Annotated in this window: 14 protein-coding genes and 1 tRNA gene; 3 read left to right on the top strand and 12 right to left on the bottom strand. The window is 63.3% G+C overall.

What is annotated here, in order from left to right:
• Positions 1-130: 130 nt before the first annotated feature.
• The 4 genes from DV532_RS20060 to bglX form a co-directional block, all read right to left on the bottom strand.
• Entirely contained in the window at positions 131-1,450 is a 1,320-nt protein-coding gene (locus DV532_RS20060; protein ID WP_056802250.1) for an MFS transporter, read from the bottom strand.
• A gap of 277 nt (positions 1,451-1,727) precedes the next feature.
• Positions 1,728-3,062 carry a sigma-54 dependent transcriptional regulator gene (locus DV532_RS20055; protein ID WP_056801999.1) on the bottom strand — a complete coding sequence of 445 codons (1,335 nt, stop codon included), beginning with the start codon at positions 3,060-3,062 and terminating at the stop codon, positions 1,728-1,730.
• The gene (locus DV532_RS20050) at positions 3,056-4,813 is read right to left on the bottom strand and encodes an ATP-binding protein (RefSeq protein ID WP_056802001.1); all 1,758 of its coding nucleotides are present in this window, start codon (positions 4,811-4,813) and stop codon (positions 3,056-3,058) included. Before DV532_RS20050 ends, DV532_RS20055 begins: the two co-directional genes overlap by 7 nt.
• Positions 4,814-4,960: 147 nt before the next feature.
• Positions 4,961-7,252: a beta-glucosidase BglX gene (bglX, locus tag DV532_RS20040; protein ID WP_056802002.1), complete on the bottom strand. Its 2,292-nt coding sequence runs from the start codon at positions 7,250-7,252 to the stop codon at positions 4,961-4,963.
• A 187-nt stretch (positions 7,253-7,439) separates the two neighbouring features.
• On the opposite strand from bglX, the gene DV532_RS20035 reads away from it, so the two are divergent.
• Positions 7,440-8,057, top strand: a complete 618-nt coding sequence (locus DV532_RS20035; protein WP_056802003.1) for a TPM domain-containing protein — start codon at positions 7,440-7,442, stop codon at positions 8,055-8,057.
• A gap of 171 nt (positions 8,058-8,228) precedes the next feature.
• Positions 8,229-9,443 (top strand): SAM-dependent methyltransferase, encoded by a 1,215-nt coding sequence (locus DV532_RS20030; protein ID WP_056802004.1) that lies wholly within the window; start codon positions 8,229-8,231, stop codon positions 9,441-9,443.
• A 274-nt stretch (positions 9,444-9,717) separates the two neighbouring features.
• On the opposite strand, the gene DV532_RS20020 is transcribed toward DV532_RS20030, so the two are convergent.
• From DV532_RS20020 to DV532_RS19990, 7 genes are all read right to left on the bottom strand, one after another.
• Positions 9,718-10,728, bottom strand: coding sequence for a DUF4917 family protein (locus DV532_RS20020; protein ID WP_056802006.1), 1,011 nt, complete (start codon positions 10,726-10,728; stop codon positions 9,718-9,720).
• A gap of 69 nt (positions 10,729-10,797) precedes the next feature.
• The gene (locus tag DV532_RS20015; protein WP_056802007.1) at positions 10,798-12,504 is read right to left on the bottom strand and encodes a SulP family inorganic anion transporter; all 1,707 of its coding nucleotides are present in this window, start codon (positions 12,502-12,504) and stop codon (positions 10,798-10,800) included.
• A gap of 213 nt (positions 12,505-12,717) precedes the next feature.
• Positions 12,718-12,791, bottom strand: a tRNA-Gly gene (locus DV532_RS20010).
• 111 nt (positions 12,792-12,902) lie between these two features.
• Positions 12,903-13,790 carry an alpha/beta fold hydrolase gene (locus DV532_RS20005; RefSeq protein ID WP_056802008.1) on the bottom strand — a complete coding sequence of 296 codons (888 nt, stop codon included), beginning with the start codon at positions 13,788-13,790 and terminating at the stop codon, positions 12,903-12,905.
• Between the two features lie 428 nt (positions 13,791-14,218).
• On the bottom strand, positions 14,219-14,911 hold the full coding sequence (locus DV532_RS20000) for a pseudouridine synthase (protein WP_056802009.1): 693 nt from the start codon (positions 14,909-14,911) through the stop codon (positions 14,219-14,221).
• An 8-nt stretch (positions 14,912-14,919) separates the two neighbouring features.
• Entirely contained in the window at positions 14,920-15,132 is a 213-nt protein-coding gene (locus DV532_RS19995; RefSeq protein ID WP_056802010.1) for a cysteine-rich CWC family protein, read from the bottom strand.
• On the bottom strand, positions 15,125-16,606 hold the full coding sequence (locus DV532_RS19990; protein ID WP_056802011.1) for a diguanylate cyclase: 1,482 nt from the start codon (positions 16,604-16,606) through the stop codon (positions 15,125-15,127). The genes DV532_RS19995 and DV532_RS19990 overlap by 8 nt, the downstream gene beginning before the upstream one ends.
• Before the next feature lie 212 nt (positions 16,607-16,818).
• Here DV532_RS19990 and DV532_RS19985 point away from each other — a divergent pair, with 212 nt between their 5' ends.
• Entirely contained in the window at positions 16,819-17,262 is a 444-nt protein-coding gene (locus DV532_RS19985; RefSeq protein WP_056802012.1) for a hypothetical protein, read from the top strand.
• Between the two features lie 43 nt (positions 17,263-17,305).
• On the opposite strand, the gene DV532_RS19980 is transcribed toward DV532_RS19985, so the two are convergent.
• Positions 17,306-18,412, bottom strand: coding sequence for an enoyl-CoA hydratase/isomerase family protein (locus DV532_RS19980; protein WP_056802014.1), 1,107 nt, complete (start codon positions 18,410-18,412; stop codon positions 17,306-17,308).
• Positions 18,413-18,456: the final 44 nt, after the last annotated feature.

The raw sequence follows: 18,456 nt of genomic DNA, 5'->3' as shown, positions 1-18,456 counted from the left end.
AATAATAGCGCTATTCGGCTCATGGCGTGAGCCGAATAAGGCCGTTAATCGGCTCACAGGCTGCCGCGCACCCCAAAAAAAAGGCGCCCCATGCGATGGAGCGCCCCTTTTCAGTACTGCCAGGCCAGCATCATTCAGTAGTGATCCGCGAGTGTTGCTTGGTGTCCTTCATGGTCGCGTACACCAGCAGCGAACAAGCGATGCAGGCGGTGACGTACCAGTAGAAGCCGCTCTCCATACCAGCGCTCTTGAACCACAAGGCCACGTACTCGGCGGTGCCGCCGAAGATCGACACAGTCAGGGCGTACGGCAGGCCCACGCCCAGGGCGCGGATTTCGGTGGGGAACAGTTCGGCTTTGACCACCGCGTTGATCGAGGTGTAGCCGCTGACGATGATCAGCGCCGCCATGATCAGGAAGAACGCGCCCCACCAGGTCTGGATGGTGTGCAGGGTGCTGAGGATCGGTACGGTGAACAGGGTGCCGAGCACACCGAAGGCGATCAGGATCGGGCGACGGCCGATCTTGTCGGACAGGCCACCGATCACCGGCTGCAGGCACATGAACAGGAACAGTGTGGCGGCCGAGATAGTGGTCGAGTCGCTGATGCTCATGCCCACGGTGTTGACCAGGTACTTCTGCATGTAGGTGGTGTAGGTGTAGAAGGCCAGGGTGCCGCCCATGGTCAGGCCGACCACGGTCATCAGCTCCTTGGGGTGGCGCATCAGGGTGCGCATCAGGCTTTCTTTGGCCTTTTCCTTCTTGGTGAACGAGGCGGTTTCTTCCATGCCGCGACGCAGGTACAGGGCCACCACGGCGCACAGTGCACCGATCACGAACGGTACGCGCCAGCCCCAGGCATACAGTTGCTCGGTGGTCAGGGTTTGCTGCAGCACGATCAGCACCGCCAGGGCGATGAGCTGACCGGAAATCAGGGTCACATACTGGAAGCTGGAGAAGAAGCCACGGCGCTCCTTGCTGGCCATTTCGCTGAGGTAGGTGGCCGAGGTGCCGTATTCACCGCCCACCGACAGGCCTTGCAGCAAGCGTGCGACGACCAGCAGGATCGGCGCGGCGACGCCGATGGTTTCATAACCCGGGGTCAGGGCGATGACCAGCGAGCCTGCGCACATCAGCAGCACCGAGGCCATCAGTGCGGCCTTGCGGCCTTTGCGGTCGGCGTAGAGGCCCATCAGCCAGCCACCGATTGGGCGCATGAGGAAGCCTACGGCGAAGATCGCGGCGGTGTTGAGCAGTTGTGCGGTGGAGTCGCCAGCCGGGAAGAAGGCCTTGGCGAAGTACAGCGAGAATGCGGCGTAGACGTACCAGTCGTACCATTCGACCATGTTGCCGATGGACCCGCTGAAGATCGACTTCAGGCGGCTGGCGGTGGTTTTTTCTGCGGCAGGCGCGGTGGCCGCCCCGGTGGGCAGGGAGGTGGCGTTATCCATCAGGGATACCTTCTCGTTGTTTTTGTGGAGCGCGCCGTGGCGCAGCTTGCCCAGGCAATTGCAGAAGGTGTGCCAAATGGGTGCGGGGTGATTCATTTGGAGGCGCTGTGCGCCCTTTGCGGGCTCGCCCGCTCCCACTGGTGCTGCGTGAAGCCTGACGTGGCGCATTTCTTTGTGGGAGCGGGCATGCCCGCGAAGGGCTGCAACGCAGCCCGCAAAAAACCGCGTTGTGAGCGGTTTTTTGCTTACTGGCTGAGCCTGATAGGCGGATTTCCGCTCATTCTCGCCCGACGAAATCCTCCCGCACCAAGCCATGCCGCTGCATCTTCTCGTTCAGCGTGCGCCGCGGCAGCTGCAAGGCCTCCATCACCGCCTTGATCTCACCCCCGTGCTGGCGCAACGCCGCGCGCAGGCATTGCGCCTCGAACGCCTCCATCTGCTCGCTCAACGACTGCCCGGCAGGTGCCACCTCGATGTTTGGCGCGCCCAGGCCCAAGGCGTGGCGCTCCGCCGCATTGGCCAACTCTCGCACGTTGCCCGGCCAGTCATGCGACAGCAGCTGCGCCAGTTGCGCGCCCGACAGCGGCGGGGCGGTACGGCCCAGCTTTTCCCCGGCAGCACGGGCAAAATGCTCGAACAGCAGGGCAATGTCCTCACGCCGCTCGCGCAGTGGCGCCAGGCGCAACTCGGCTACGTTCAGGCGATAGGCAAGGTCTTCGCGAAAGCGCCCGGCGCGGGCCTCTTCGAGCAGGTCGGGCTTGGTCGCGGCGATGATGCGCAGGTCAACGCTGATGCTCTGGTTGGCGCCCAAGCGCTCCAGCTTCTGCTCCTGGATCACCCGCAACAGCTTGGCCTGTTGGGCCAGTGGCATGCTTTCGATTTCGTCGAGGAACACCGTACCACCATTGGCATATTCCAGCTTGCCGATGCGCTTGCCCTGAGCACCGGTGAAGGCGCCGCTTTCATGGCCGAACAGCTCAGCCTCGAACAGTGACTCGGGGATGGCGGCGCAGTTGAGGGCGACGAAGGGCTTGCCGGCGCGCGGACCGAAATCGTGCAGGCAGCGGGCCACGCGCTCCTTGCCGCTACCCGTTTCGCCACGGATCAGCACATTGACTGGCAAGCTGGCCAGCTCAAGCACTTGCCGACGCAGCTGTTGCAGGCCCTGGGACATGCCCAGCAACGTGCCCTCCAGGCGTGACTTGAGGTCGGCCTGTTCGTGCAGCCGGCGGTTTTCCAATACCAGCTGGCGCTTCTCCAGGGCCCGGCGCAGGCTGCCCAGCAGGTGCTGTGGGGTAAAGGGCTTCTCCAGGAAGTCGTAGGCCCCGCTGCGCATGGCTTCGACCGCCATCGGCACGTCGCCGTGGCCGGTTAGCAGGATTACCGGCAGGTCGGGGTCGTCCGCCTGCAGGCGTTCGAGCAGTTGCAGGCCATCCATGCCCGGCATGCGCACATCGCTGATGATTACCCCCGGGAAATGCCGTGGCAGGTGCGCCAGGCATTCTTCGGCGCGGGCGAACAGCTGCACGCTGAAGCCCGACAGGCTCAGCCATTGCTCGACGGCGGTACGGATACTGGCTTCGTCATCGACGACGATCACGGTGTTCAGCATACAGGCTCCAGGTCACGGGGCAGGGTAAGGCTCAGGCGCGCGCCGCCGGGCAGGTTTTCGGCCTGCAGCTGGCCACCGGCCTCATGCACGATGCCGTAGGAAATGGCCAGGCCCAGCCCCAGGCCTTCGCCCACCGGCTTGGTGGTGAAGAAGGGGTCGAAGACCTTGGCCAGGTCGGCCTCGGCAATGCCGCCACCCGAATCCAGCACGCTCAGGCGCCACAGCTCGCCGTCGGGCTCGATGCGGATCTCCAAGCGTTTGTAGCGCTTGTCGGCCATGGCGTCGAGGGCATTGCGCAGCAGGTTGATCAGCACCTGTTCCAGGCGGATGGCATCGCCGCGGACCCAGGCCGGGCGCGCCAGGTACTGGGCCACTGCCACCCCTTCGCTGCGAATGCGGGTTTCCAGCAGGTGCAGCGCCTGGTCGACCACGGTGGCCAGGTCGAGGCGTTCGCGCAGGCCGACCGGGCTGTTGCGGGCGAAGGTTTTCAGGTGGCTGGTGAGCGCCGCCATGCGCGTGAGCATCTGCTCCAACGGCTCCAGCGCCTGGCGCGCTTCGTCATAGCGGCCATGGTCGAGCAGCAGGCGCAGGGTTTCCAGCTGCATGCGCTGGGTGGTCAGCGGCTGGTTGATTTCATGGGCCATGGCCGCCGACATCTGCCCGAGCGCGGCCAGCTTGGCCGATTGCACCAGGCCCTCCTGGGCGGTGCGCAGCTCGCGGGTGCGTTCCTCGACCTGGCGCTTGAGCTCTTGCCGGCTGCGCTGGCGCAGCCGGGCCAGGCGTAGGCGCTGGCTGACGAACAGCGCAGCGAACACCAGGCTCAGCCACACGGCGGCGGCGCCGAGCGCGGCATTGCGACCATCGGCGGCGACCTGTGGCTTGCGTAGCAGGTGCAAGGTCCAGCCTTCGCCTTCCAGCGGCAGGCTTTCCCACAGGTACTCGGCGCTGCCGTCCGGGCCTTGCACCCGGCTAAGGGTGCTGTTGGCGGCGAAGCGGGTCAGCACCTGGTGCTGTAGCGGCACGAGCGGTTGCTTATCGTACTGGCGGGTTGCGGCCAATTCGGCGCGGTCGGCACCCGTCAGCGGTTGCAGTTCACGGTAGCGCCAGCCGTCCTGGTTGGCGATGAAGGTAATGCCGCGGGCGTCGCTCACCAGCAGGATGTCGCTGCCCTGGCGCCATTCGCGTTCCAGCTCAGGGAACTCCAGTTTCACCACCATGGCGCCGAGGAAGCGGCCCTGCTCGTCATTCACCGCGCTGGCGAGGAAGTAGCCCGGCACGCCGCTGGTCACGCCCACGGCGTAGAAGCGGCCGCTGCCTTGGCTGCGGGTTTGCTTGAAATAGGGCCGAAAGCCGTAGTTGGAGCCCACGTAGCTGCTGGGCAGCCGCCAGTTGCTGGCGGCGATGGCCAGGCCGCTGCGGTCAAGCAGCTCGAGGGTGGAGGAGTTGGCGGCGCCATTGATGCGTTCGAGCTTGCGGTTCAGCGCGTCCTGCACCGGTTCGCTGACCGGGCCGCGCAGGGCGGCGATCAGCTCCGGGTCCAGCGCCAGTACGGCGGGCAGCGCGCGGTAGCGGTCGATCAAGGTGTGCAGGGCATTGGCGTACAGGCCCAATTGCTGGCTGGCACGCCGGGCGTCGTCTTCCATGGCCTGGCGCTTGGCCTGGTGCATGGCCCAACCAGCACTGAGAGCGGTACCCAGCACGATCAGCAGGGTGATCAGCCCCAGACGCAGGGCGCGAACGGAAAAGGGCATTGGGGCGGATCCGGATGAATGGGATATCAGGGCCGGCCTCTTCGCGGGTGAACCCGCTCCCACAGGTATCGTGCAGGGCATCTGCTTGCAGAGTACCTGTGGGAGCGGGTTTACCCGCGAAGAGGCCGGTACAGGCGACCTATTCAGTTACAGCAGTTCAAAGCTCTGCTGCTGCACCGCCTGGGAATCCAGCCCTACCTGGACATTGAACTCACCTGGCTCGGCGACCCGCTGCAGCTGGCCATTGTAGAACTTCAGGTCTTCCTCGCTGATGCGGAAGCTCAACGTGCGCGACTCGCCTGGCTTGAGCATCAGCTTCTGGAAGTTCTTCAGCTCCTTCACCGGGCGGCTCATCGATGCCGACACATCCTGCAGGTACAGCTGCACCACGGTTTCACCGTCACGCTTGCCGGTGTTCGTCACTCTTACCTTGGCCTGCAGGGTGTCGCCACGCTTGAGGTTGTTGTCGGACAGGGTCAGGTCCGACAGCTCGAAACTGCTGTAGCTCAGGCCATAGCCGAACGGGTACAGCGGGCCGTTGGGCTCCTCGAAGTACTGCGAGGTGTAGTTGCCCGGCTTGCCCGGCGTGAACGGCCGGCCGATGCGGGTGTGGTTGTAGTACATCGGGATTTGCCCGACCGAACGCGGGAAGGTGATGGCCAGCTTGCCGGACGGGTTGTAGTCGCCAAACAGCACGTCGGCAATGGCGTTGCCGCCTTCGGTACCGGCGAACCAGGTTTCAAGGATGGCATCGGCTTGTTCGCGCTCCCAGCTGATCGACAGTGGCCGGCCGTTCATCAGCACCAGCACCAGCGGCTTGCCGGTGGCCTTCAGGGCTTTGATCAGCTCACGCTGGCTGGCCGGGATTTCCAGGGTGGTGCGGCTTGACGATTCGTGGGACATGCCACGCGATTCGCCGACCACTGCCACCACCACGTCGGCCTGCTTCGCCGCTTTCACCGCTTCGTCGATCAGCACTGCAGGCGGGCGCAGGTCGTCGACGATTTCCGGTGCATCGAAGTTGAGGAAGTTCAGGTAATCGAACATCGCCTTGTCGCCGGTGACGTTGGAGCCTTTGGCGTACACCAGCTGGGCCTTGCCCTCTACGGCGCGGCGCAGGCCTTCGCGCACGGTCACCGAATGCACCGGTTTGCCGTCGGCGGCCCAGCTGCCCATCATGTCGATCGGGGCATCGGCCAGCGGGCCGACCAGGGCAATGGTGCCGGCCTTTTTCAGCGGCAGGGTCTGGTTGCGGTTTTCCAGCAGCACCAGGCTGCGGCGCGCGACGTCCCGTGCGGCTTCGCGGTGCAGGCGGTCGTTGCCGTAGTAGTCCTTGAGGTCGGTTTCGGCCTTGCCAATGCGCACGTACGGGTTTTTGAACAGGCCCATGTCGTATTTGGCGCCAAGCACTTCGCGCACCGCCTGGTCCAGTTCGCCTTGGGTTACTTCGCCGGACTTCAGCAGGCCTGGCAGCTCTTCGCCGTAGAGCGTGTCGTTCATGCTCATGTCGATGCCGGCCTTGATCGCCAGCTTGGCCGCTTCGCGGCCGTCGCGGGCAACGCCATGGCGGATCAGCTCCTGGATGGCGCCATGGTCGCTGATGGTCACGCCCTTGAAGCCCCATTCCTTGCGCAGCAAGTCGTTCATCAGCCAGGTGTTGGAGGTGGCCGGCACGCCGTTGATCGAGTTCAGCGCCACCATCACCCCGCCGGCACCGGCGTCCAGGGCGGCGCGGTAGGGCGGCAGGTAGTCGTTGTACATTTTCGGCAGGCTCATATCCACCGTGTTGTAGTCGCGTCCGCCTTCTACCGCGCCATACAGGGCGAAGTGCTTGACGATGGCCATGATGCTGTCGGGGTTGGCCGGGCTGCTGCCCTGGAACGAGCGGACCATCACCTGGCCGATCTTCGAGGTCAGGTAGGTGTCTTCGCCAAAGCCTTCACTGGTGCGGCCCCAGCGCGGGTCGCGGGCGATGTCGACCATCGGCGCGAAGGTCATGTCCAGGGCATCGGCCGAGGCTTCGATGGCGGCGGTGCGGCCGACCTTGGCGACGGCGTCCATGTCCCAGGTCGCGGCCATGCCCAGGCCGATCGGGAAGATCGTGCGTTCGCCGTGGACGGTGTCGTAGGCGAAGAACATCGGGATCTTCAGGCGGCTGCGCATTGCCGCGTCTTGCATCGGCCGGTTCTCTGGCGCGGTGCGCGAGTTGAAGGTGCCACCGATACGGCCGGCGGCGATTTCCTCGCGGATCTTTTCGTGGGGCATTTCCGGGCCGATGCTGATCAGGCGCAGTTGGCCGATTTTCTCGGCTTCGGTCATCTGGCTGATCAGATGATCGATGAACGCCTGCTTGTCCTGCAGGGGCGGGGCGGAGGGGGCGGCGAGGGCCGCCTGACTGGCAAGGCCCATGGCCAGGCCCAGCAAAGACAGTTTCATCATGAATTCCGTTATGGGGCCCCTGCCGTATCCACGGTGATACGCGCGCGGCCGAAGTTTTCAGGCGGCTATTTGTTGTACGATTTGCAGGCATTTATTCCAGCGGCGGATTATGCCTGAATATGTCGCCTGCGGACGAAGCCCCGAATGCCGGGACAACAACTATAAGAATGCTCAAGAGACCGACGGCATGACCCCCCTCGACGAATACCATCAGCGGCAAATTGCCGAAGCCATTGCCCGTGCCGAACGGCGCACCGATGCCGAACTGGTGACGGTGCTGGCCCGCCGTGCCGATGATTATGCCTATTGGCCCTTGTTCTGGGCCGCGGTGCTGGCATTGGCTGTGCCAGGGCTGTTGCACGGGGTGCTGGGCTGGCCAGGGGGGCGTGGCCTGCTGGTAGCCAATGTGTCGCTGTTCGTCGGCCTGTGCCTGCTGCTGCGCAACCCGCGCCTGGCCGGGTGGCTTATCCCCCGGGCTTTGCGCCGCTGGCGCGCCTCGCGGCTGGCCCGCCAGCAATTTCGCGAACAGAACCTGCAGCGCACAGCAGGCGCCACCGGCGTGCTGATCTTTGTCAGCGAGGCGGAGCGGTATGTGGAGATCCTGGTCGACCGCGGTATCGAGCACTACTTGGATGCCACGGCTCGTGCGGCTATCGTCGGCCGTTTTACCGAGCAGGTGCGCCAGGGCCGCACTTTGCAGGGCTTTGTCGAATGCATCGAGGCGTGTGGCGAGCTGCTTAGCGAGCATGTGCCGCCTACCCATGCGCGTAACGAACTGCCAAACCGGTTGGTGATTCTCGATTGATTCAGAACCTGACCCTGTAGGAGCGGGTTTGCCCGCGAACACCGGTGCAGCCGGTGCCAGGCAGCGCGTTGAATGTTTCGCGGGGAAGCCCGCCCCCACAGGAACCGAACCACCCTGTAGAATGCACGTATTGCGCCAAGCGCTTCCCGCTACCCGAGGCAACGTTTCTCCATGTCCGCCAGTTCTTCCGCTTCCTCCGCGCCGGATGCGTGCGCCCAGTTTCTCGACCTGCTGAACGCCGCTTTGCACGGCAACACCCTGGTCAAACTGGTGCTGGCGCGCCATGTGGGTGCCGACCAGACCTTGCAACGGATCATCGCCAAGCCGCTGCAGGTCAAGGGCCAGCCGTGCCTGTCGCTGGTCTACCGCCACCAAACCCGCGACATCACCCGCAACCTGCCGCTGGACCAGGTGTTGGCACTGGTCAGCGAATTGCTGCCAGACAGCTTTCGCAACGCCCACCTGTTCGACGCCGACGGCGAAGTGCAGCTGACCTTCAGCAAGAAGGGCAAGCCGATGCTCCAGCGCCACGGCGCGCAGGCACCGCGTGAGGCTGCCGCGAGCAGTGGCCATGACCGCGAGAAAAAGCGCTATTTGGAGCTGTCGCGGCCGTTTCTGCGCGACCTTGGCGTGACTGACGCGCAAGGCGCGCTGATCCCGTCGATGTCGCGCAAGTGGAAGCAAATCAACAAGTTCATCGAGGTCTTCGACCACGCCCTGGCCAGCGCCCCGGTGCCCGCGGAGCAGGCGCTGCGGGTGGCCGACTTCGGCTCGGGCAAGGGTTACCTGACCTTCGCCATGCACGATTACCTGCGCAACAGCCTGGGCCGTGAGGCGCAGGTGACCGGTGTAGAGCTGCGCCAGGACATGGTCGACCTGTGCAACGCCGCCGCCTCGCGCCTGGAGCATCCCGGCCTGGAGTTCCAGTGTGGCGACGTGCGCAGCGTGGTGCCGGCGGCCATCGAAGTCATGATCGCCCTGCATGCCTGTGACATTGCCACCGACTACGCCATTCACACCGGCATCCGCTGCAACGCCGCGATCATCATGTGCTCGCCGTGCTGCCACAAACAGATTCGCCCGCAACTGCACAGCCCGGGGTTGTTGCAACCGATGTTGCAGTACGGTCTACACCTGGGGCAGCAGGCCGAGATGCTCACCGACAGCTTGCGCGCGCTGTATCTGGAAGCCTGCGGTTATGAGACCAAGGTGTTCGAGTTCATCTCGCTGGAGCACACCAACAAGAACAAGATGATTCTTGCGGTGAAGCGCCGGCAGGCGGTGGATAACGGCGCGTTGCTGGAGAAGATTGCCCAGCTCAAGGCGTTTTATGGGGTGCAGGAGCATTGCCTGGAGATGCTGTTGCGGGCCGATGGATTGCTTTGATTGCCCCGTTTCTCCTAGCGGCACCCAACATGCTTTGGGCAAAAAATCCCGACTTCACGTAGGACCATTCCCTGCACCTGGGCACGATGTAGCACTCCGCTTTGGCATCTAGCCGACATTCTGGCTTGGATGCAGGCGCGAGGTAACTACTCAATGGGTCAGGACACACTGGAATTGGCCCATGTGGCTATGGCAGTCAATGTATCCAACGCCTATGAGCGAATCTTCGGCGCTTCTAAAAAAGTAGCCCATTAAGCCTGTGCCCCAAGGCTCTTCACCTACGGGTGAGCGGTACATCAATAGCCAATATTTCCTGCCCTAAAGGATGGCTACTGGCATCGAAGAAATGTAGCTCGGTCCCCGGCATATCCCCAAACCGATCCACGAAATGCTGCTTCTGGTTGATCACCGATGCCTCGCTCAACGGCCGAATAGCAATCGACAGGTGCTTCGGCCGGGCCAGCCGAATGGCTTCGAGCAGATGCTGGTCACTGCTGTCCAAATGCTGCCCGAACAGGCATAGCCCCTGGCTTTCCCGCGCCAGTTGCCCCAGGCACCAGCTCAGGTAGTCCGAATGGCGGATGGCGCGCAGTTTTTCCTCGCTGCGGTCTTCGTTGATGAACAGCGGCACTTCACCGGGGATGTTCACGGCAAACCCATCGAGCAGTTCGGCGCTGTCGGCGCTGCGTTGGCGAGTGGTGCCGTCGGGCAGCTTGAGTAGGTGCAGGCCGCCATGCAGATGCAGCACCCGGGTGCCTTTGCTGCTGGTGCGGCGCACGTCGAAGAAGCCTTGCTCGTCGAACAATTTGGCGAAGCCCTGCGGGGCATGTTGCACGGCCCAGGGCAGCAGCAGGTCATAGTTGCTGGTGTACACGCTGCGGTAGCCGCGCAGGGCCTGGTTGAGGGTGGCCAGCGTGGTTGGGGGCAGCAATGGCCACGGCAGGTGCACCGTGCGTACGGCGTGGATCAGCGCTTCTTTGATCGAGTAGTAACGGTTCAGCGGCGCGGTGGAGTTGATGGCCAGCGCGGCGTTGGCGCGTACGGTGGTGTTCAGGGTGCTGAGCACCGGCTCGAACAGCTCCGTGCCCAGGGACTTGAACAGTGCCTGGTCGCTGATGGCCAGGCCTTTTTTGCGGCCGGCGCGTTGCGCTTCCTCGAACAGCGAGAAGTAGCCGAACGGCTTCCACAGCGCGCGGCTGGCACCGTTGCCCAGCAGCAGGGCGTCGCAAGGGCGGTGGGCGGCGAGTGCTGGCCAGGGGGTGAGAGCGGCGTTGAGTGCGGGCATGCTGGGGTCCGTTGGTGGAGCGGGGAACGGGGGCGACTTTAGCATGTCATGCGGCTGGCATCGTCCCCCTCAGCCCTGCTCAGCTATCGGAACACTGCGGCTCCTGTTTCGCCACACCCGATACGCGCGGATGCCTGCGCGTACCGAACCGAACAGCAGTTTGTCCTCCATCTCCCGCGCCATCCCCGAGCGCACCAGCATGCGCAGGAAGGTGCCGCGGGCACGGGCGATGGCGAAGAAAATGCCCTGGGCCGCCAAGGTGTCGCGCACTTCGCGCAGGGCGGCGATGCCGCTGACGTCGATACGGGTGACTGCTTCGGCATCGAATAACACGGCCTTGGGCTGCTCCTGGCTTTGTACGGCTTCGAGCAGGCGCATTTTGAAGTAGTCGGCGTTGAAGAACAGGATCGCGTCGTCGAAGCGGTACACCACCAGGCCTGGCACCGTGCGGGCCCCTTGGTGCTTGCGGATGTCTACCTGGCCTTCGGTGCCTGGCAACCAGCCCAGCACGGCGTCGGTGGGCTGGTAGATGCTGTACAGCAGCCGCAGGATCGCCAAGGTCACGGCAAACACGATACCGGGCAGTACGCCCAGGCCCAGCACGCCCACTGTGGTCAGCAGGCACAGCCAGAACTCGAAGCGGCTCAGGCGGCGGATGTGCTGCAGCGACTTAATGTCGATCAGCCCCCAGCCGGCCATCAGCAGCACGGCGCCCAGTGCTGCCTGGGGGATCCACGCCATTGGCGCGGTGAAAAACAGCAGGATCAGGGCGATGACCAGTGCGGCGATGATGCCCACTAGCTGGCTTTTGCCGCCGACCATGTCGTTGACTGCAGTGCGCGAGTCGGCGCCGCTGATGGCAAAGCCCTGGGAAACCCCGGCCGCCAGGTTGCTTACGCCCAGGGCGACGAATTCGTGGTTGGCGTTGATCGCATAGCCATGCCGGGCGGCAAAGCTGCGTGCGGTGAGCATGGCGCTGCAGAAGCTGACGGTGGCGATACCCAAGGCGTCGCGCAGCAGGCTTTTCATTTCTGCCAGGTTGCTGTGCGGCCAGGCCAGCTGCGGGATGCCGGCAGGTACTGGGCCAAGGATGGCGACGCCAAAACGGTCAAGGCCGAACAGCCCGACCAGCAGCATGAACAGCGCCACTACCGCCAACGCCGCTGGCAGGCGCGGGTAGCGGCGGGGCAGCCAGATCAGCAGGCCCAACGCGGCCAGGCCGATCAGCAGCGTCACCCAGTGAATTTCGCCTAGGCGCTGGAGGAAGTTGATCAGGCTGAGGATGAAGCCATCGCCTTCGATCTTGAACCCCACTACCTTGGACAGCTGCCCGGCGATCAGGCTCAGGCCGATGCCGTTGAGGTAACCGATCAGGATCGGCCGGGAGAAGAAGCTGGCGATGAACCCGGCCCGGGCTACGCCAGCGGCGATCAGCATGACCCCCACCAGCACGGTGACAATGACCGACAGTTCGGCAATGCGCTGTGTGTCGCCCATGGCCAAGGGCGCCACGGCACCGGCAATCATCGCGCAAGTGGCGGCGTCCGGGCCAACCATCAATTGCCGCGAACTGCCAATCAGGGCGTAGACCATCATCGGTAGCACGCAGGCGTACAGGCCGTATTGCGGTGGCAGGCCGACGATTTGCGCGTAGGCAATGGCAATGGGGATCTGGATCGCTGCCACCGAAAGCCCGGCCTGCAAATCGGCGTGGAACCATTCGCGACGGTAGTGCAGCAGGTTGGCGAGGCCCGGTAGCCAGCGAGAGAGAAACATGCGTCGTCCTTTCGAAATGTTTCGCGAATCCATTGAGCATATCCGCGCCAAACCGTTTCGCTTGCACGCGCATGCACCCGCTGCGCATTGAAGCGGATCGGTAGGCAAATGGCCATGGGCCAGGTCAATGTAGGGACGGCAGAAACGAAAAAAGGAGCCAAGGCTCCTTTTGACAGCGATGACGCTACGGGAACGCCATGCGGTGATGCGATGTGGAGCGGGTAGAGGGAATCGAACCCTCAACTAAAGCTTGGGAAGCTTTCGTTTTGCCACTAAACTATACCCGCGTCTGCGCTGCACTTTTTACCAGAACCCCGCACGAATTAGAAGCCCACGTTATAAAAAAGCTTGTCGGCACCCCGCAGCTTGCGCAAAACACCTACAGGGCGCCGATGCGCTCAGATTGCCAATGCATGCTGCCCCTGTTGTACGTGCTGGTAGCGTTGACGTGGCTCGCGTACTGTCGGTTTGAGGAAACCGAGCAGGACGCTGCGGGTGTTTTCGCAAGCGGCCTTGGTTTCCATGTCGAGGAAGTGCCCCGCGTCACGGATCACGCTGAACTGGCTGTTGCCCACATGCTTGCCGAACTCCCGGGCATCTTCGACCGTGGTGTACTCGTCGCGGTCGCCGTTGATGAACAGCACCGGGATATCGATGTTGCGCGCGCCATTCAGGGCCCGCTGCAGGTCATGCTGCAATACTTCATTGATGTGGAAGTGCATTTGCGCGTACTCGTGGCTGTCCAGGCTGCTGACATGCCGGTAGTTGAAACGTTTGAACAGCGATGGCAGGTGCTTGCCGATAGTGTCGTTGACCAGGTTGCCGACCTGATAGCGATCACAGGCGGCCAGATACTGGCAGCCACGGTCCAGGTAGTCGCGCATCGGTTCATTGATCACCGGCGAGAAAGAGCTTACTACCGCCTTCTTCACCCGCCGCGGCTGATGCGCCAGCGCCAGCAGCGTACTTGCGCCACCCCACGAGAACGACATCACGTGGTCTGCCTGGAAGTGCTCGATCAGCTCAAGGAGGATATGCGCCTCGGTCTCCTTGCTGATAAACCGTTCCTGGCGGTTGTGCGGCTTGGACTTGCCCGCATACGGTTGGTCGAACAGCACTACGTTGAACTGCGGGTGCAGGTTCCGTACCGTCTGGGCGAACGAGGCCGTAGTGGCCAGCGAACCGTTGATCAGGATGATCGTCTTCTCGGCCGCATCCGCGCGATAGAACTCCGTGTAAACCCGATACTGACCTTGGATATCAAGTACAGCAATTTCTGGCCTCATGTCATCGACTCCTGGCGCAAAAAGGGTATTCGCGTCACCTAGGGTGCACGTTCTTTATGACAGGTAGGCATTCGCCTGAAGAGTGTCTGGGGGGCCCTGTGTCGATCCTTGGCACTTGCGTCGACGATGTTGTTGTAGGCGGGCAATTTGCCGTGCCCCAAGGCATCTAGGCTTTGGGTGGCCGGCAAAAGGTGTCTTCGACTGCGGGCGTGACTTGGTAGTCACATGCAGACTGACGATTTGGATTCAAGCAGTGGGTTGCCGATCCCGCAAGTGCCGTTCGGGGGGAAATGTGACTTTTGTCGCTGAGCGGTCGTAGGACGACCCTCTACTGTTTGTTCCGGCCCCCACAGGAGCATCACAGGCCTCAGACTTATCGATGACCCTGTTGGAGCGGGCGAGCCCGCGAAAAGGGCGGAACAGGCAACCTAGACAGTGGCGATTTCATCCGCAGTTAGTTCACGGAACGCCCCTGGCGCCAACCCCGGGTCCAGCCGAATCGCTCCCATGCTCTCGCGATGCAGTGCCACCACCTTGTTGTCGAAATGCCCGAACATGCGCTTGACCTGGTGGTAACGCCCTTCGACGATCGCCAGCCGTGCCTGGCGTGGGCCCAGTATGTCCAGTTGGGCGGGCAGGGTAGTGAGGTTTTCGAAGGCGAAGTACAAGCCCTCGCGGAACTTGGCCACATAGTGCACGCCAATCTCGTCCTCGGTTTCCACCAAATAGTGCTTGGGCTGTTTGGTTGCCGGCTGGGTAAGCCGCCGTGACCACTGGCCATCGTTGGTCAAAATCATCAGGCCGGTGGTGTTGAAGTCCAGGCGCCCGGCAATGTGCAGGTCGCCTTGCAACGCGGCGGGCAGCAGGTCGAGCACGGTGCGGTGCTGCGGGTCCTGGGTGGCGCTGACACAGCCAGTGGGCTTATGCAGCATCAGGTAGCGCGCCGGGCGGCCGGCTTGCAGCAGCTGGTCATCCAGCTCCACGCGGCTGAATTCACGTACTTCGGCTAGCGGGTCGCTGACCACCTGGCCATCCAGCCGCACGCGGCGTTGCGCCAGCATCAGGCGGACTTGTTGGCGGTTATGGCTGGGCAGGTTGGCGAGGAAACGGTCGAGGCGCATGGAAACAGTCAATGGCGGGCGGGGGATCGGAGTTGTTCTTCAACGGCAGCGCAACGCGGGCACAGGCAGGCCTTGTCGCGCAGCTCGGCGGGCAGGGCCAGGAGCACCGCCGGGTCGATGGTCACGCCGTAGCACCAGCAGGCCTGGGTTGCGCTGCGTGGGTCGGCCAGGCTGCATTGGTTGGGGGCGCCGCAAGCGGGGCAGTGTTGGCGGTCAGTCATGGCGGGTTTCACTGCAGACTCGGTTGCGGCCGGCCTGCTTGGCACGATAAAGCGCCCGGTCGGCGCGGCTCAGCAGGGCGTGCAGGGTATCGCCTGGCTGCAGGCTGCTCAGCCCGATGCTGGTGGTCAGGCGCAGCGGCTGGTCGTCGTAGCTGAACGTCAGCTGTTCGGTACGCTGGCGAATTTTTTCCGCCACTTCGAGGGCCTGCCGGCCTTCGGCTTCACGCAGCAACACAATAAATTCCTCACCGCCCCAGCGGCACAGTATATCGGACTGGCGAACGCTACCCTGCAGTACATTGGCGAATTGGCGTAGCACTTCGTCGCCTGCCAGGTGGCCGTGGGTGTCATTTAGGACCTTGAAGTGGTCCAGGTCTATCAGCAGCGCAATCAGCGGGCTGCAGGCACGCTGGGCTTCTTGCAAGGCCTGGGCGGCAAGCAAGTCGAAGCTGCGCCGGTTGGGCAGGCCGGTGAGGCTGTCGAGGGTGGCCAGGGCCTCGGTGCTGGCCTGGTGGCGGCGGACCATGGCATGCACCAGTGCCAGCACCACCAAGGTGATCATGGTGCAGATCGCCAGGTTTAGGTACAGCGAGTGGCGGATGCGGTCCAGGGCGCCAGTTTCGCGTTTGTCCACCAGCAGGTACCAGTCCAGCTCAGGCAGGTGGCGCACGTTCAGGAAGTGGCTGTGGTTGTCGCTGTCGAGATACTCATGGCTGCCTGCCCCGGGCACCCGTTGCTGGGCCAGTACATCGCTCAGCTCGGGGTTATCGCTCAATTGCTGGCCAACCCGCAGGCCATGGGGGCCACCTGCCGAGCCGGTCAGCAACACCTTGCCATTGGCATCGGTAAACAGTACCCGGCGCTGGTAGCGCTGCTGGTACTGGTCGATCAGCTTGACCACCGACGACACACTCAGCCCCACCCCTGCTGCGCCGATGAAGCGCTGCTGGTAATCATGCACCTGGTAGTTGATGAACACGGTCAGGCTGTCCTGGTTGGCCATGTCGAGGTCGACGTTGATTTCGTAGGGGGCCTTGAGCTCGCGCAGGCGGAAGTACCAGGCATCGCGCCAAGTGCCCGGCTGCATCTGCTTGAGCACACCCTTGGCCTGGTAGTAGGTGAGGGAGCGGTCGGACACGAAGAACGAGGTGAAGGTGTCCTGCTTGCCCATGACTTCGCCCAGGTAGCGGGTGATGCGCGGGGTGTCTTGCTCACCGGACAGCACCCAGTCACGCAGGAATGTGTCCTGGGCCATCATCGACGCGATCAGCACCGGGCGGATCAGGTCTTTCTGGATTTCCGAGTAGACCGTGTCGGAGGTCAGCGGCAGCTCGGTATTGATGATGCCGTCACGGATGGCGCTGCGCGAGGCAAAGTAGCTGAGCAGTGATGTGGCGAGGAAGCCGCAAGCCAACAGTACCAGCAGGGTAACGATCAGCGAGCGCTGTGAAAACAGAGCGGAACGTGAGGGCATGATCTTCCCGTGATATGTGCCGAGCCGCCCATTCTAGTGAGATGACCGGAAAATGACTGCAAGTTTTTCAGGGGCATTCCAGCTGTATCAAATTGTTGCAAAAATGGCACTGCACCTCGCCGCAGCGGTCTTATTCAGTGTCGATGAACGCTTTTTCCATCGATGCTCGCCAGCGCCGCTGTTCGGGCACTCCAGCGGTCCAGGAGGCCGCCATGTCCTATCGAATTTTGTTGATCGCCCTGCTGGGGCTGATGACTTCCGCCTGCGCCCCGTACTACGAGAGCGGGGGCTATTACCGTTCGGACTACTACTCCCGCGACCGCTATGTGTCGCCGGGTTATTACCGCTATGACCGCTATTACGTGACGCCGCAACCGCGCTATTACTACCAGCCGGCGCCGCGCTATTACTACCACCCCACGCCCATTTATCGGTCGCAGCCGCAACCTGGGATGAACCGATGGCACGGCAACCCGCGTTATGACTATGGCAACCGGCAGCGCAATGACTATGGGCGTGACCGCGATCGGCATGACTATCGGGATGGCAGCCAGCGTTACCAGCATGGCGACTGGCACTCCAGAGGGCAGGGGAATGGCGGCGGGCGCTGGGAGGGTCGGCGTGGGCAGGGGCAAGGCGGTAACTGGCAGCGCTAGGTGAATGAAAGCGGGGCTGCAAGGCAGCCCCATATTCTTGAAATTAACCCAGGTCTGCGAGCGGGTGGCGGCCTTCCCATGCCTTGGCAAAATGCGCCTCCACCACCGCCGCGGGCACCTGCGCCACATCGGGCCAGTGCCAACGCGGTTGGTTGTCCTTGTCCAGCAAGCGGGCCCGCACGCCTTCGCTGAATTCTGGGTGGCGGCAGCAGTTCAGGCTCATGCTGTATTCCATCTGGAACACTTGCGCCAACGACAGGTGCCGGGCCCGGCGAATCTGTTCCCACACCAAGTGTGCAGTCAGCGGGCAACCCTCATGCAGCCGTTGGCCGGCATCCGCCAGTAGCGGGTCGTCATGCTGCTTGAGCCCCTCCAGCGCTCGCCAGGCTGCGGCAGCATCGGCTACGTCTAGCAGTTGGTCGATGACCTGCCGCCGTGGCAGCCACTGCGCTTCGGGCAATTCGGCGCAGGCACGGTGCTGTTCGGCCTTGAGCAGGCTGTTCAGTTGCAGTGCGGTCTGCTCCTGCCAATTCAGTTGCAGCAATTCCTCGATCAGCGCTTCTTGCTGGTGTTCGCCCAGAAAGCGATCGGCCAAGCCCAAGTCAAGGGCATCGCGGGCGTTGATCGGCGCGCCTGTCAGGCCAAGGAACAAGCCCAGCTTGCCGGGCAGCCGGGCCAGGAACCAACTGGCACCTACGTCGGGGTACAGGCCGATGCTGATTTCTGGCATGGCCAACTTGCTGCTGGGTGTGACGATGCGCACATTGGCGCCTTGCAGCAGCCCCATGCCACCGCCCAGTACATGCCCGTGGCCCCAGCACAGCAGCGGCTTGGGGTAGGTATGCAGGGCATAGTCCAGGCGGTACTCGGCGGCGAAGAAGGTGGCGGCCAGCGGTGGCACGCTGCCGGGGTGGTTGTAGCAGGCTTGCACCAGCGCACGCACATCGCCCCCGGCGCAGAAGGCCCTGGCACCGTTGCCGCGCAGCAGCACGCAGACAATGCCTGGGTCGTGGGCCCAGGTGTGCAGCTGTTTGCCCAAAACCTCGATCATCGGCAGGTTAAGGGCATTCAGCGCCTTGGGCGCATCGAGGGTGGCGATGCCGATGCGGGCGCCATCGGCGCCGGTGAGTACCTCGCAATGAATGGCCATGGACTACCTCGCTCAAGTCATCGCACAAGTATGGCTTGCTTGGC

The sequence above is a fragment of the Pseudomonas sp. Leaf58 genome, from assembly GCF_003627215.1.
Lineage (GTDB): Bacteria > Pseudomonadota > Gammaproteobacteria > Pseudomonadales > Pseudomonadaceae > Aquipseudomonas.
This window is presented reverse-complemented; position numbering and strand designations above follow the sequence as displayed.